Source organism: Kitasatospora sp. NPDC054768, from assembly GCF_053612025.1.
In genome coordinates, this window is record NZ_JBSHBN010000044.1 from 1 (window position 1) to 13,391 (window position 13,391).

10 protein-coding genes and 1 pseudogene are annotated in these 13,391 nt (G+C 73.7%); 5 read left to right on the forward strand and 6 right to left on the reverse strand.

Annotated elements, in window-relative coordinates; all coding sequences use genetic code 11:
• Together ACWGKU_RS15980 and ACWGKU_RS15985 are read left to right on the forward strand one after the other, a co-directional pair.
• A pseudogene (locus tag ACWGKU_RS15980) lies at positions 1 to 252 on the forward strand (ABC transporter permease); the annotation flags it as partial.
• Between the two features lie 10 nt (positions 253 to 262).
• Complete coding sequence (locus tag ACWGKU_RS15985; RefSeq protein WP_401048597.1) at positions 263 to 1,000, forward strand: sirohydrochlorin chelatase; 738 nt, start codon at positions 263 to 265, stop codon at positions 998 to 1,000.
• 3 nt (positions 1,001 to 1,003) lie between these two features.
• Here the strand turns inward: ACWGKU_RS15985 and ACWGKU_RS15990 are convergent, their stop codons facing one another.
• Both ACWGKU_RS15990 and ACWGKU_RS15995 read right to left on the reverse strand, forming a co-directional pair.
• A complete protein-coding gene (locus ACWGKU_RS15990; protein ID WP_387693326.1) occupies positions 1,004 to 1,315 on the reverse strand; it encodes a hypothetical protein in 312 nt (103 codons plus the stop codon).
• Positions 1,316 to 1,728: 413 nt separating this feature from the next.
• Complete coding sequence (locus tag ACWGKU_RS15995) at positions 1,729 to 2,745, reverse strand: hypothetical protein (RefSeq protein WP_452178610.1); 1,017 nt, start codon at positions 2,743 to 2,745, stop codon at positions 1,729 to 1,731.
• A 125-nt stretch (positions 2,746 to 2,870) separates the two neighbouring features.
• On the opposite strand from ACWGKU_RS15995, the gene ACWGKU_RS16000 reads away from it, so the two are divergent.
• On the forward strand, positions 2,871 to 3,776 hold the full coding sequence (locus ACWGKU_RS16000) for a helix-turn-helix transcriptional regulator (RefSeq protein WP_452178611.1): 906 nt from the start codon (positions 2,871 to 2,873) through the stop codon (positions 3,774 to 3,776).
• A gap of 72 nt (positions 3,777 to 3,848) precedes the next feature.
• Here the strand turns inward: ACWGKU_RS16000 and ACWGKU_RS16005 are convergent, their stop codons facing one another.
• From ACWGKU_RS16005 to ACWGKU_RS16020, 4 genes are all read right to left on the reverse strand, one after another.
• Positions 3,849 to 4,562 carry a ricin-type beta-trefoil lectin domain protein gene (locus ACWGKU_RS16005; protein WP_452178612.1) on the reverse strand — a complete coding sequence of 238 codons (714 nt, stop codon included), beginning with the start codon at positions 4,560 to 4,562 and terminating at the stop codon, positions 3,849 to 3,851.
• Between the two features lie 330 nt (positions 4,563 to 4,892).
• Positions 4,893 to 6,659, reverse strand: a complete 1,767-nt coding sequence (locus ACWGKU_RS16010; protein WP_401054274.1) for a DEAD/DEAH box helicase — start codon at positions 6,657 to 6,659, stop codon at positions 4,893 to 4,895.
• Positions 6,660 to 6,729: 70 nt separating this feature from the next.
• On the reverse strand, positions 6,730 to 6,936 hold the full coding sequence (locus ACWGKU_RS16015; RefSeq protein WP_030060364.1) for a cold-shock protein: 207 nt from the start codon (positions 6,934 to 6,936) through the stop codon (positions 6,730 to 6,732).
• A gap of 314 nt (positions 6,937 to 7,250) precedes the next feature.
• Positions 7,251 to 9,440, reverse strand: coding sequence for an MMPL family transporter (locus tag ACWGKU_RS16020; protein WP_401054892.1), 2,190 nt, complete (start codon positions 9,438 to 9,440; stop codon positions 7,251 to 7,253).
• A 571-nt stretch (positions 9,441 to 10,011) separates the two neighbouring features.
• Here ACWGKU_RS16020 and ACWGKU_RS16025 point away from each other — a divergent pair.
• Positions 10,012 to 12,249, forward strand: a complete 2,238-nt coding sequence (locus ACWGKU_RS16025) for an MMPL family transporter (protein WP_452178637.1) — start codon at positions 10,012 to 10,014, stop codon at positions 12,247 to 12,249.
• Between the two features lie 186 nt (positions 12,250 to 12,435).
• Positions 12,436 to 13,329 (forward strand): phosphotransferase enzyme family protein, encoded by an 894-nt coding sequence (locus ACWGKU_RS16030; RefSeq protein WP_452178614.1) that lies wholly within the window; start codon positions 12,436 to 12,438, stop codon positions 13,327 to 13,329.
• Positions 13,330 to 13,391: the final 62 nt, after the last annotated feature.

Here is a 13,391-nt window from a genome sequence, read left to right on the forward strand (position 1 = left end):
GCCGGCCTCAAACAGGGCTGGGCCTTCTCCTGGCGCTCCCTGATGGCCGCCGAACTCGTCGCCTCCTCCCCCGACCTCGGCCGCGGCCTCGGCCGGTTCCTGGAGGACCAGCGCGAATTCTCCGACATGTCCGGCGTCCTCCTCGGCATCATCCTCATCCTCTTCGTCGGCATCGCCATCGAACTCCTCGTCTTCACCCCCGTCGAACGCCGCGTCCTGCGCAACCGCGGCCTCCTCACCACGAGCAAGTGAGGCACCGCTGATGCCCGCCCTCCTCCTGATCGCCCACGGCAGCCGCGACCCGCGCCACGCCGCGACGGTGGCCGCGCTCGTGGAGGAGGTGCGGGCGCAGCGGGCCGGCATCGAGGTCGCCACCGCCTATCTGGACCACTGCGCGCCGCGGATCCCGCAGGTGGTCGGGCGGCTGGCGGACGCGGTGGCGGTGCCGCTGCTGCTCAACCGGGCGTTCCACGCCAAGCACGACATCCCGGCCGCGCTGCGCGCCGCCGGCTCCCGGCTGCCGGTCGCGGACGTGCTGGGCCCCTCGCCCCTGCTGCTCGCCGCCCTGGACCGCCGCCTCGCCGAGGCCGCTCCGGCGCTCGGCTCGCCCGCCGTCCGGGCCCGTACCGGCGTCGTGCTGGCGGCGGCCGGCTCCTCGGACCCGGCCGCCGACGCCGCGACCCGCGCGGTCGCCGCCGAGTGGCGCCGCACCCGGGGCTGGGCCGCCGTCGAGGTCGCGTACGCCTCCGCCGCGGGCCCGCGTGTCCCCGACGCCCTCGCCGCCCTGCGCGCCGCGGGCTCCGAGCACACCGCCGTCGCCCCCTACCTGCTGGCTCCGGGCCTGCTCCCCGACCGCATCGCGGCCGCCGCCGAGGAGGCCGGGGCGGATGTGCTGGCCCCGGTCCTCGGCCCGTCCCCCGAGGTGGCGGCCCTCCTCCTGCAGCGCCACGACGAGGCCCTGCGGGCCGCCGAAGCGGCGGCCCCGGCCCTCACCGCCTGAGCCTCACGAGGCCTTGCGGTGCTGGTACTCGGCGACCGCGGCGGTGATCACGCTGAGCGGCACCGGCTCGTCGACGTCGGCGATGGCGGCCTCGATCCACTCCCGCATGATCGCCGTCGGCTTCAGCCCCCGCTCCCGCGCACGGCGCCGAACCTCGTCCATCACCGGTTTGGGCAGCCGCAGCGAGGTGGTGATCATCACCGACTCGGCCGCCACCGGCTCTCCCGGCTCGGCACTCATGATCTCGTCCTCGCTCAGCTCGTGCGTCTCGTAGTACTCGGCGATCGCTTCGAGGTCCGCACCGTTGTCAGTCATCCGTCACCTTCAACTCGTCCGTTTGAGGAACAAGCGCCTCTCGGCGGCTGTCATGTCGCGGGCCGTGGCGCAGTACCACGCCGACGGCACCGCCGCGCTCCGCGCCAACACCACCAACAGGTACCGCACGGACCGCGTCACGCCGTGGCACAGGGTCGTCCCCTGACGGCCGCCCGAGAACCAGTGAGGGCGGCAGAACACGACGTCCTCGACCTCCTCCGGATCCACTCCGTGCCTGGCGATGTGCTCCTCGGAGCGCTCGGTCCAGTAGATCTCACTATGCACGAGCAGCAGCGTGTTGCAAACGCATTGCACGGCTCAAGCCGCCGTCACTCGGGCGAGTGACGGCGGCCGGGAGCAGTGACGGCGCGCGCCGCACGGGCCGCACGCCGTCGCGGCCGCCGGCACCCGGGTCACACCCGGCGCAGGGTGAAGGTGTCCGTCGGGTGCCCGGCGTTGGCCTCGGCGAGGCCGCCGGCGAGCCGGTAGAGGCTGCCGGCCGGGCCGCCGACCACCGCGGTGGGGGTGGGGTCGGCCGAGGGGCGGACGGCGGTGAGGCGGGCGGTGCGCCAGTGGTCCTCGGAGCGCAACTCGACCTCGGCGTCCCGTCCCGCGCCGAAGAAGGCGTTGGTGACGCCCGCGATCGAGCCGTCCGGGCGGCCGAGCAGGCCGTCCAGGTGGAGCAGCGCCTGCCCGCCGGCCACCTCGACGCGCCGCAGCGCGGCCGGGTTCCCCAGCGGGACCTGCCACAGGGTGCCGTCGTCCCACTTGCCGAGGATCAGCCGGCCGTCCCGGTGGACGATGCCGTTGAGGCCGTACGCGCCGGGGGCGGGGGCCAGTCGCGGGTCGCGCAGCAGGACGGCGGCGCTGCCGTCCGGGGCGACCCGGTAGACGACGGGGGCGAAGGAGTCGGTGACGTACGCGGTGCCGTCGGGGCCGATCGCGATGTCGTTGGCCAGGTGGTCGGCGCCGTCGGCGGCGACCGCCGCGAGGTCGGTGTAGAAGAGGCGTCGGCCGGTGTCCAGGTCGTAGGCGCCGATCCCGGCGACCTTGCCCAGGGTGGCGGGGGTGCTGCGCTCGCCGATGCCGTTGTCGAGGTTGGTGACCAGGACGCGGCGGTGGACCGGGTCGATCCGCAGGCCGGCGGTCTCGATCAGGGTGCCGGGGTCGTCCACCAGGGTGCGCACGCCGGCGTCGGTGCCGACGGCGGAGACGGTGCCGTGCCGCAGCGAGCCGAGCAGGAAGCGGTGGTGGGCGGCGTCCCAGTCGCCCGACTCGGGGACGAGGCCGGGCGCGCGGCCCTGGATCACGGCGGGTGCCGGGCAGGCGGCGGCCGCGGCGGGCAGCGCCCCGGCCGTGCCGAGGAGGGCGGCCGCGGCGGCGACGGCGGCCAGGGCCCGGCGGGCAGTACGGTTCTGACGGTGGCTCATCGGCGTTCCCTCGCATGTGCGGTCCGTTGACGCGGTCAAGCCTCTCCCGATCGGCCGGCCCGCAGCAGTGCGTGGGAATACTGGTAGTCGGACTACCGGGAAGAACGGGGGACGGGGTGGACGGGGTGGACGTGAGGGACGTGGCCGACACCGGGGAGCGCCGCTCGGCACTGTCGAGCTTTCTGCGCAGTCGTCGCGCGCGGCTGACGCCGCAGGACGTCGGGCTGGCGCCCGGGGTTCGGCGGCGCACCCCGGGGCTGCGCCGCGAGGAGCTGGCGCTGCTCGCCGGGGTGGGGGTGACCTGGTACACGTGGCTGGAGCAGGGGCGGGACATCCACCCGTCGCCGGAGGTGCTGGCGAGCCTCGCCCGTACGCTGCGGCTGGACCGGGCGGAGACGGCGTACCTGTTCCGGCTGGCCGGCGGGCATCCGCTGGACGGCGAGGTGGCCGCGCCCGGGGACGTGCCGGCCCCGCTGCTGCGGCTGATGCGCGCGCAGTGGCCGGCGCCGTCCTTCGTGATGGACGCCAACTGGGACATCCGGGCCTGGAACCCGGGCGCGGACGCGCTGTTCGGCCTGACCGGCCGCCCGCCGCAGGAGTGCAACCTGGCCTGGGTGGTGTTCGGCAACCCGGTGCACCGGGCCCGGGTGGAGCACTGGGAGGAGCACGCCCGGCGCTTCCTGGCCCAGCTGCGCTCCGCCTATGCCGAGCGCGGCGGCGAGGCGACGGCCGTGGGGCGCCGGCTGGCCCGGATGATCCGGCAGGTCCGCGGCGAGTACCCGGAGGCGGACCGCTGGCTGGACGAGCACCAGGTCGCGGAGCGCTCCGGCACCGAGAAGGTGATCCGGCACGAGCGGGTGGGCGTGCTGCGGATCGACCAGCACGTGCTGCTGGCCGCCGAGGGCCTGCAGCTGATCGTGATGTCGCCGCGCGACGCCGGCACCGAGGAGCGGCTGCGCGCGCTGGCGCCGGCCCCGGAAACGGCAACGGCAACGGCAACGGCAACGACGGTGGCCCCGGCCCCGGTGTAGCGCGGACAGCGGTCCGCCGCCCCCGCACGGCGCAGGGGCGGCGGACCGGGAGCGGCGGACCGGGGACGGCGATCAGACTGGGAGGTTCCACTTCTGGTTGGCGGCGCCGTTGCAGTCCCAGATGCCGAGCTGGTTGCCGTTCTCGGTGGCGAAGCCGAGGTCGTCCAGGCAGCGGCCGGACTGCGGGTTGAGCAGCGAGCCGTCGGCCCGGGCCTGCCACTGCTGGGCGCCGCTGCCGTTGCAGTCCCAGATCTGCACCTTGGTGCCGTTGCCGGTGTTGCCGCCCGACACGTCCAGGCACTTGCCGAGCACGCGGATCGTGCCGTCGACGCCGATCCGCCACTTCTGCGCGACCGAGCCGTTGCAGTCGTAGATCTGGACGGCGGTGCCGTTGCCGAGGTTGGCGCCCCGCACGTCGACGCACTTGTTGACGTAGCCGGTGATCTGGCCGGTCGGGCCGGCCGGCGGCGCGGCGCCGAGGACGACGCGCGGGAACATCACGGAGTCGCCGATCATGCAGGAGGCGGACACGGTGCCGTCGCCCATCCCCAGGCCTCCGATGGCGGGGCGGGAGAACTGCACGGTGTGGGTGGAGTTCCAGTAGAGGCAGTTGGCGGTCACGGTCCAGGTCTGCATCGGGTCGAGGCCGCTACAGCTGCCGATGGCGTTCCAGGCGGAGGTGTAGGCGGCGCAGGCGGGGGCGGCCTGGGCGGCGGTGGCCGGTGCCACCACGGCGGCGGCCCCGGCGAGCAGGGCGGTGGTCAGCAGGGCGGAGGTTCGGCGCATGGGAGGGTCGTCCTTCCGAATCGGGGAATCACGTCGACTCACCGTCCACGCCCCGTCGGTGACGGTGCGTCGGATGTGTGGGCCGCGTGAAAGACTCGGGGGTGCGCGGTCGGCCGTCAACCGGCAGGTCACCGGCAGCTGCCGGGTGCGGTGGGGCTGGGCAGGGACGTTGTCCCGGGCGGCAGTTTCGCCGGGTCCACACGGCCGGGCCGTCGAGGGGCCGGGCCGCGGAAGCGGGGACGTCACGGGCGGGCCGCCGGGCCGGCCGGACAGCGCACGGCCCGGCTCCCCCTGCCGGGGGAACCGGGCCGTCGTCGGAACGGAAGGGCGTCAGTCCGTCTTGCGGCGCTGGCGGCCGGTGCCGTAGTTGGAGCCGGACTTGGAGCCGCTGCCGGGCTTGGCGCGGCCCGAGGAGCGGCCGATGAAGCCGGCCGCCTGCGGGCGGTCGCCCTGGGCGGCGGCGCCCATGCGCTGCTTGGGGCGGGGGCGGCGCGGGTTGCCGTTCATGTCGACGTCGGCGGGCAGCGCGGAGCGCTTGCCGGACCGGCGGCGCGGGGCACCGGACTTGGCCCCGGCGGGCTTGTCGGCGCCGTCCTTGGCCGAGGCGCCGGCCCCGGCCTGGGCCGCGACGACCGGTACGGCCAGCGTCACCGCGACGCCGCTGGGCGTGCGGGCGCCGGTGATCCGGGCCAGGTCGGCGTCGCCCGGGCGGATCTTGGTGACGGTCGGGCGGATGCCGGCGACCGTCATCAGCCGGTTGACCTCGCGGCGCTGCTCGGGCAGCACCAGGGTGACGACCGTCCCGGACTCGCCGGCCCGGGCGGTGCGGCCGCCGCGGTGCAGGTAGTCCTTGTGGTCGACCGGCGGGTCCACGTTGACGACCAGGTCCAGGCCGTCGATGTGGATGCCGCGGGCGGCGACGTTGGTGGCGATCAGCGCGGTGACGTGGCCGTCCCGGAACTGGTCCAGGACCCGGTTGCGCTGCGGCTGGGACTTGCCGCCGTGCAGGGCGGCGGCCTTCACGCCGTTGGCGAGCAGTTGCTTGGCCAGCCGGTCGGCGCCGTGCTTGGTGTGCACGAACATGATCACGCGGCCGTCGCGGGAGGCGATGTGCGCGGTGGCGGAGACCTTGTCGGTCTGCTCCAGCTGGAGGACGTGGTGGTCCATGGTGCTGACCGCGCCGGCCGAGGGGTCGACCGAGTGGGTCACCGGGTCGGCGAGGAAGCGCTTGACCAGCCGGTCGACGTTGCGGTCCAGGGTGGCGGAGAACAGCATCCGCTGCCCGCCCTCGGCGACCTGCTCCAGCAGCTTGCTGACCTGCGGCAGGAAGCCCATGTCGGCCATCTGGTCGGCCTCGTCGAGGACCGTGATCGCGACGTCGGAGAGATTGACGTCACCGCGCCCGATCAGGTCGTCCAGCCGGCCCGGGGTGGCCACCAGCACCTCGGTGCCGCGGCGCACCGCGTTGGCCTGCCGGTTGATCGACATGCCGCCGACGACGGTGGTGATCCGCAGGTTGACGGCGGTGGCGTACGGGGTGAGCGCCTCGGTGACCTGCTGCGCCAGCTCGCGGGTGGGCACCAGCACGAGCGCCAGCGGGTGCCGGGCGTCGGCACGGCGCCCGGCGGTGCGGGCGAGCAGCGGCAGGCCGAAGGCCAGGGTCTTGCCGGAGCCGGTGCGGCCGCGGCCGAGCACGTCGCGCCCGGCGATCGAGTCGGGCAGCGTGGCGGCCTGGATCGGGAAGGGCTCGGTGACGCCCTGGCGGGTGAGCGCGGAGAGGATCGCCCTGGGCAGTTCCAGCTCGGCGAAGGAGGCCGCCGGGGGCCGGGGCGGGGTGCCCTGGACCACGGTGAACTCGGTGGCCTCGGGCACGGCGGCGGGGCGGCCCTGCTTGGGGGCGCCGCCGCGGTTGCGCGGCTTGCGCGGGCGGTCGCCGCCGGCGGTGCGGCGGGCCTGGTCGGTGGTGCGGGGGCCGCGGTCGCGCGGCGGGCGGGCAGGGGTGGTCACGGGAGCTCCGTCGGTCGGTCGGCAGCCCGGGCTGCGGGCTGGTCGGCCGTCGGAGGATTTGCGTGTGCCGCCCCGGCCGTACGGCGGCATGAGCGGGGGCCCGCACCGTGCGGTGCGGGCCCCCGCTTCGCGATGATCGCGAGTCAGCGTGGAGCTGACGTCAGCCGATGATCTGGATGTTCTCGGCCTGCGGGCCCTTCTGGCCCTGGGTGACGTCGAACTCGACCTTCTGGCCCTCGAACAGCTCACGGAAGCCCTGAGCCTGGATGTTCGAGTAGTGGGCGAACACGTCGGCGCCGCCGCCATCCTGCTCGATGAAGCCGAAGCCCTTTTCGCTGTTGAACCACTTCACGGTGCCGGTAGCCATAACCGTCTCCTCTAACTGGGGCATCAGGGACCCACACCTCGTGGATCCCCAAGTAGCCGCGATCCCCATCCGGAGACTGAAACACCGGACAAAACAAATGCGCCTGTCGGTTGGAACCAGCAGGCGCACACCACGTTCATGGGAACCAAAACTGCAACTGCATCGACTGTAGCACGGTGGAACCGGGCGTGACCGGGGATTTTCCGCCTCGGAGATCACGTTTGGCGGCTCCGGCAAAGGGGCAGCGGCGCCCCGCCGAAGCGGGACGCCGCCTGTCCTCGCGGACCCGGTCGGACCAGGGCCGACCGGTCGGGTCAGCGCCGGCCGGCCGGCTCCGGCATGCCGTGCGCGCCGGGCAGCGGGGCCGGGCCCTCGCCGTGGCCGTGACCGTGGCCGGGGTCGGCGCCGTGGCCGGGCCACCACGCCTTGTTGCCGATCAGCGCGGTGAGCGCCGGGGTGAAGAACATCGCCATCACGAAGGCGGCCAGGATGATGCCGAAGGCCATCGCGAAGCCGAACTCCAGCATGAAGATGTTGCCCGCGAGCATGAAGGTCGCGAAGGACGCCGCCAGGATGAAGCCGGCCGCCGCGACGGTCGGGCCGCCGTGGCGCAGCGCCTCGCGCGCGGCCTCACGCGGGTTGCGGCCCTCGCGGGCCTCCTCGCGGAGGCGGGCGATGATCAGGATGTTGTAGTCGGTGCCGATCGCCACCACGAAGAGGTAGATGAGGATCGGCAGCATGAACATCAGGCCGGCCTCGCCGCCGAGGTTCTGGAAGAGCAGCGTGGTGGCGCCGAGGGTGGCGGTGAAGCCCAGGCCGACCGAGGCCATCAGGTACCAGGGGGCGACGACGCTGCGCAGTTGCAGGCCGAGGATGAGCAGGATCAGCAGACCCGCGATCGGGAAGACCAGCTTGTAGTCGTGGGTCATCGCGAGGTTGATGTCCTTGTAGATGGCGGTCAGGCCGCCGACCTTCGCCTCGGTGCCGGCCGGTACCTGGCCGTGCGCGGCCTCCCGGAGCCGGGTGAGGGTCGCGATCGCCTCGTTGCTGTCCGGCTTGTCCTTCAGCATGACGGTGAAGTCGGCCGTCACGCCGTCCGCGCTGAGCTGGGGCTTCGGCGCGGCCTGGGCCACTCCGGAGACCTCGCCGAGCTTGGCGGCGTAGGAGTCGAACGCGCCCGGGTCGAGCTTGGCGCCGCTGGTGCTGGTGAGGAAGACGTGGGTCGGGTCGGCCGCACCGGCGGAGAAGCCGTTGATCATCTTGTCCTGAACGACCATCGACTCCTTCTCCTTCGGCATGGAACTGCCCGCGAGGTCGAAGGTGCCGTTGTAGCCCAGGGCGCCGACGGACAGCGCCAGCAGGACGCCGCCGGAGGCGAGCGCGACCACCGCCGGGCGCTTCTGCATCATCCGGCCGAGCGCGGCGAAGCGAGCGTCGTTCGGCTCCCGCATCCACTTCTTGCCCGGCCAGAACACGGCACGGGCCGGGATGACCGCGAGCAGGGCCGGGGCCAGGGTGAGCGAGGCGAAGGCGGTGACCACGACGGCGATGGCCAGGGCGGGGCCGAGGGCCTTGAACATGCCCAGGCTGGAGAGGATCAGCACGGCGAAGGCGACGGTGACCGCGCCGGCGGCGGAGGCGATCGCCTCGCCGACCCGCCCGACCGCGTTGGCCACGGCCTCCTTGCGGTCGTCACCGGCCCGCAGCCGCTCGCGGTAGCGGAACGCCAGGAAGAGGAAGTAGTCGGTGCCGACGCCGAGCACGACGACGATCAGGATCGCCGAGAGTATCGGGGTGGTTTCGAGGCCGAAGGCCTTGGTGGCGTAGTTGATCAGGCCGTTGGAGGTCGGCATGGCGACCACGAGCGAGACCAGGAGCGGCAGCAGGCCGGCCAGGATGCTGCGGAAGATGATCCCGACGATGATCGCGACCAGGACGATCGTCGCCAGTCCGATGAGGGCGTCGGCCGAGCCGGAGGCGTCCTGCTGGTCCAGCGACTGGGCGGCGGCGCCACCGAGCTGGAACTTGACGTCGGTCCCCGCGCTGAGTGCCTTGCCCTCCTCACGGAGGTGCTTGGCGACGTCGCCGAACGCCTTGGGGTCCTGCTGCTTGGTCTTGTCGATGGCTATCGGCGCGAGCGCGTACTTGCCGTCCTTGGACGTGGTCTGCTCGCCGACCGGGATGATCTTCTCGACCGCCTCGATCTTCTTGTCCGTGAGGCCCTGGACGATCTTGGCCATCGCGGCCTTGTCGCCCTCGTTCAGCGCACCGCCGTCGTTGCGCTCGAAGAGTGCCAGCGCGGACGGCGTGAAGCTGGCCGGGAACGCCTGTTCCTGGAGCGCGGCGGCCTGGATCGACTCGTAGTGCTTGGGGAGGAACGACGCCTCGTCCGTCTGTGCGGTGATCTTCGGCGCCGTCGCGACGATGGCGACCATCGCGACGACCCATGCGGCGATCACCCACCACGCACGGCGAACGACGAATTGTCCTAGTCGGTGGAACATGCTCGTGATGCCTCCTGGGCATGGTTCACCGCAGCCCTTGGGGGACGGGACGCTGGGCGACGGCAGGACCGGCTCGGGGAATGCCCGGCGGGCACTCCCTTGCCGGTCGGCAGGTAAGTGGATCTGGGGCATCATCCTACGAGCACTTGCTTGCCGCCCGGCAAGGAGCCCCCGTGTGCTTCAACCCCCGTAGGCCGCCCCGAAGCGGCCCCGCCCAGTTTCCCCCGCCCACAGCCCTCGTGACCTCGTGCTCCGGGTGGATCCATCTCCCCCTCAGGGTGGAGGCGCACCCCCTACCCCCCAGGAGGAGGTCTAGGGGTCCGGGGGTAGGGAAAACCCCACCCAGGCCCCGAGGACAACACCAGGAGAGGGCCACCCGCCAGCCGGATTACCCGTCAACCCCCGCTTCCCTACTGTCGATCGGGACGCCGGACCGCAGCCGGCGCACCGCGACCGGCGGCTCCCCCGACCCAGGGCCGCCGCCGCTCCCGTCCGGCGACCACCGCCGCTCTCCCAGGGGGGAAGACCCACCGTGAAGCCCGTGAAGTCCAGACTCGGCCCGGCGGCCGCCATGGGCGCCTGGAGCGCCCGGCACCGCAAGACCGCCGTGTTCGGCTGGCTGCTCTTCGTCGTCCTGGCCGCCGCGCTCGGCACCGCGCACGGCAGCACCAAGGTGACCGAGGCCGAGTCGATCCCCGGACAGGTCTCCCGGGCCGCGCGGATCCTCGACGAGGCCGGGCTGCAGAGCCCGGCGGGTGAGACCGTCCTGGTCCAGAGCACCACCCGCAGCGCCGACGACCCGGAGTTCCGCGCCGCCGTCGGCCAGGTGGTCGCCGCGGTGAACGGCACCGGAAAGGCCGCCGAGGTCCGCTCGCCGTACGACACCCGGGCGGTCTCCGCGGACGGCCACTCCGCGCTCGTGACGCTGACGCTCAAGGGCGACCGCGAGCAGGCGCCGGACCACGTCCAGCCGGTGCTGGACGCGGTGGCCGGCGTGCAGCGGCAGCACCCCGACCTCACCGTGGTCCAGCTCGGCGACGCCAGCTCCGGCAAGTGGATGCAGGACCAGCTCACGAACGACTTCGCCCGCGCCGAGTGGACGGCCGTGCCGCTCGCCCTCGGCATCCTGCTGGTCGCCTTCGGCGCGCTGGTCGCCGCCGTGCTGCCGGTGGTGCTCGCGCTCACCGCCTTCGTCGCCGCCGCCGGGCTGGTCGCCCTCAGCAGCGGGTTCCTGCACACCAGCGGCGACGCCTCCTCGGTGATGCTGCTGGTCGGCCTCGCCGTCGGCGTCGACTACTGCCTCTTCTACCTGCGCCGCGAGCGCGAGGAGCGGGCCGCCGGGCGCGACGCCGCCACCGCGCTGGCCGTGGCCGCCGCCACCAGCGGCCGGGCCGTACTGGTCTCCGGCGTCACCGTGGTGGTCGCCATGGCCGGCATGTTCCTCACCGGGATCGCCACCTTCAAGGCGATGGCCTTCGCCACCATCGTGGTCGTGATCACCGCCGTGCTCGGCTCGCTCACCGTGCTGCCCGCACTGCTGTCGATGCTCGGCGACCGGGTCGAGAAGGGCCGGGTGCCGTTCCTCGCCCGGCCGCGCCGCCCGGCCGCCGGGGACCGGAGCGGCGGACGGTTCTGGAACGCGGTGCTGACCCCGGTGCTGCGCCACCCGCTGGCCGCCACCGTCCTCGCCGGCGCCTTCCTGCTGGCCGTGGCCGCACCGCTGCTCACCATGCACACCGCCAAGCTGACCTTCCAGCAGCAGCTGCCCGCGGGCAACGCCCTGGTCGCCGCCTCGCAGAAGATCGAGGCCGCCTTCCCGGGCAGCCCCGCCCCCGCCACCGTGGTGATCAGGGCCGCCGACATCGACTCCCCCGCGATGACCGCCGCGATCGCCGAGCTCAGGGCCAGGGCGCTGGCCGGCGGACGGATGCACGGCCCGGTGGAGGTCACCGTGCACCCCGACAAGAACGTGGCCACCGTCGACATCCCGCTCAACGGCACCGGCAACGACGCCACCAGCAACGAAGCCCTGCGGAGCCTGCGCGAGGACCTGGTGCCCGCCACCGTGCTCGCGGTGCCCGGCACCGAGGCCCCGGTCACCGGCCAGACCGCCGGCTCGTACGACTTCAACCGGAAGATGACCGGCTCGATGCCGCTGGTCCTCGGCTTCGTGGTGGTCTTCGCCTTCCTGCTGATGCTCACCTCGTTCCGCTCCCCGGTCGTCGCCGTCACCGCCGTGGTGCTCAACCTGCTCTCGGTGGGCGCCGCGTACGGGGTGCTGACGCTGGTGTTCCAGCACGGCACGGGCGCCTCGCTGCTGGGCACCGCCGGGGTCGGCGCGGTGGAGTCCTGGGTGCCGCTGTTCCTCTTCGTGATCCTCTTCGGGCTCTCGATGGACTACCACGTCTTCGTGGTCTCCCGGATCAAGGAGGGCCACGACCGCGGCCTGCCGACCCGGGACGCGATCGCCCACGGCATCCGCTCCACGGCCGGGGTGGTCACCAGCGCCGCGGTGATCATGGTGGCGGTGTTCTCGGTCTTCGGCTCGCTGTCCATGCAGGTGATGAAGCAGATGGGCGTGGGCCTGGCGGTCGCGGTGCTGATCGACGCCACGGTGATCCGCGCGGTGCTGCTGCCCTCGGTGATGACCCTGCTCGGCGAGCGCAACTGGTACCTGCCGCGCTGGCTGAACTGGCTGCCGGACCTCTCGCACGGCGAGTCCGTCCCGCCGCCCGGCGCCGACCGGGCCCCGCACGGGCCGCCGGCCGCCCCGGCGCAGGGGGCGCGCCACCGCCGGGCCGAGGTCTGAGCCTCCCCCGGCACCCCCGGAGCCCCGGCGTCCCCGACCCGTCCGAGACCCCTCCGAGACCCGTCCGAGCCCCCTCCGACCCGCCCGACGCCGGGCTCCGCAGCGCGCGGGGCCCGGCGTCCTTGCGTCATGATGATCACCGTCCGGGGTTCCCCGGATGAACGTCGGCGGAACGGAAACCCAGTCATGATCCCCTTCGACGAGGGCCGCGCCCGGCTGCTGCTCGCCCGGGCCTGCGAGTCGGCCGGGCTGGCCGCCCCCGACGGGGCCACGCTGCTCGCGCTCGGCGAGAACGCCGTCTTCGACCTCGGCGACCCGGCCGTGGTCGCCAAGGTCGGCCGCGGCCCCGAGCTGTACGACCGGGCCCACCGCGAACTGGCCCTGGCCCACTGGCTGGCCGGCCAGGACGTCCCGGTGGTCCACCCGTACGACGCGGTGGCGCCCGAGCCGCAGCTGGCCGACGGCCACCCGGTCACCTTCTGGCACCGGCTCGCGCCCGCCGTCCGGCCCGCCCGCCCGGTCGACCTCGCCCCGCTGCTGCACGCCCTGCACCAGCTGCCGCTGCCGCCCTTCACCCTCGGTCGGCGCGACCTGCTGGCCCCGGTCGAGCGCTGGCTGGCCTCCGCCGAGGGCCACGTGGACCCGGTGGACGTCGCCTTCCTGCGCCACCGCCGGGACGCCTTCGCGGCCGCCCTGCCCGACCTCGTCCCGCAGCTGCACCCCGGGGTGATCCACGGCGACGCGCTGCCGCGCAACCTCCACATCGGCCCGGACGGGCCGGTGCTGCTCGACCTGGAGTTCATGGCGAACGACCTGCGCGAGCACGACCTGGTGGTCCTCGCCCTCAGCCAGGACCGCTACGGCGTGCCCGTCGAGGAGTACCGCGCGTTCACCGGGGCGTACGGCTGGGACGTGCGCGAGTGGCCCGGCTTCACGGTGCTGCGCGGCGCCCGGGAGACCGCCAGCGCCTCCTGGGTGGCGCAGCAGGCGGCCAGCAACCCGGCCGCGCTGAAGGAGTTCCGGCGCCGGGTCGACTCGCTGCGGGACGGGGCCACCGAGGTGCGCTGGTACCCCTTCTGACGGCCCTCCCCGTTACCCGTGGAGCGGCGGGGCCGCCAGCGGGGCGAGTGTGAGAAGACTCT

Excerpts from the sequence above, each read along its gene's own strand:
- ACWGKU_RS16005 (WP_452178612.1), bottom strand. The coding sequence starts at position 4,562 with ATGCGCCGAACCTCCGCCCTGCTGACCACCGCCCTGCTCGCCGGGGCC.
- ACWGKU_RS15995 (WP_452178610.1), bottom strand. The coding sequence starts at position 2,745 with ATGAGCCACCGTCAGAACCGTACTGCCCGCCGGGCCCTGGCCGCCGTC.
- ACWGKU_RS15990 (WP_387693326.1), bottom strand. The coding sequence starts at position 1,315 with ATGACTGACAACGGTGCGGACCTCGAAGCGATCGCCGAGTACTACGAG.
- ACWGKU_RS16015 (WP_030060364.1), bottom strand. The coding sequence starts at position 6,936 with ATGGCTACCGGCACCGTGAAGTGGTTCAACAGCGAAAAGGGCTTCGGC.
- ACWGKU_RS15985 (WP_401048597.1), top strand. The coding sequence starts at position 263 with ATGCCCGCCCTCCTCCTGATCGCCCACGGCAGCCGCGACCCGCGCCAC.
- ACWGKU_RS16020 (WP_401054892.1), bottom strand. The coding sequence starts at position 9,440 with ATGTTCCACCGACTAGGACAATTCGTCGTTCGCCGTGCGTGGTGGGTG.
- ACWGKU_RS16025 (WP_452178637.1), top strand. The coding sequence starts at position 10,012 with ATGGGCGCCTGGAGCGCCCGGCACCGCAAGACCGCCGTGTTCGGCTGG.
- ACWGKU_RS16010 (WP_401054274.1), bottom strand. The coding sequence starts at position 6,659 with ATGCCGCCGTACGGCCGGGGCGGCACACGCAAATCCTCCGACGGCCGA.
- ACWGKU_RS16030 (WP_452178614.1), top strand. The coding sequence starts at position 12,436 with ATGATCCCCTTCGACGAGGGCCGCGCCCGGCTGCTGCTCGCCCGGGCC.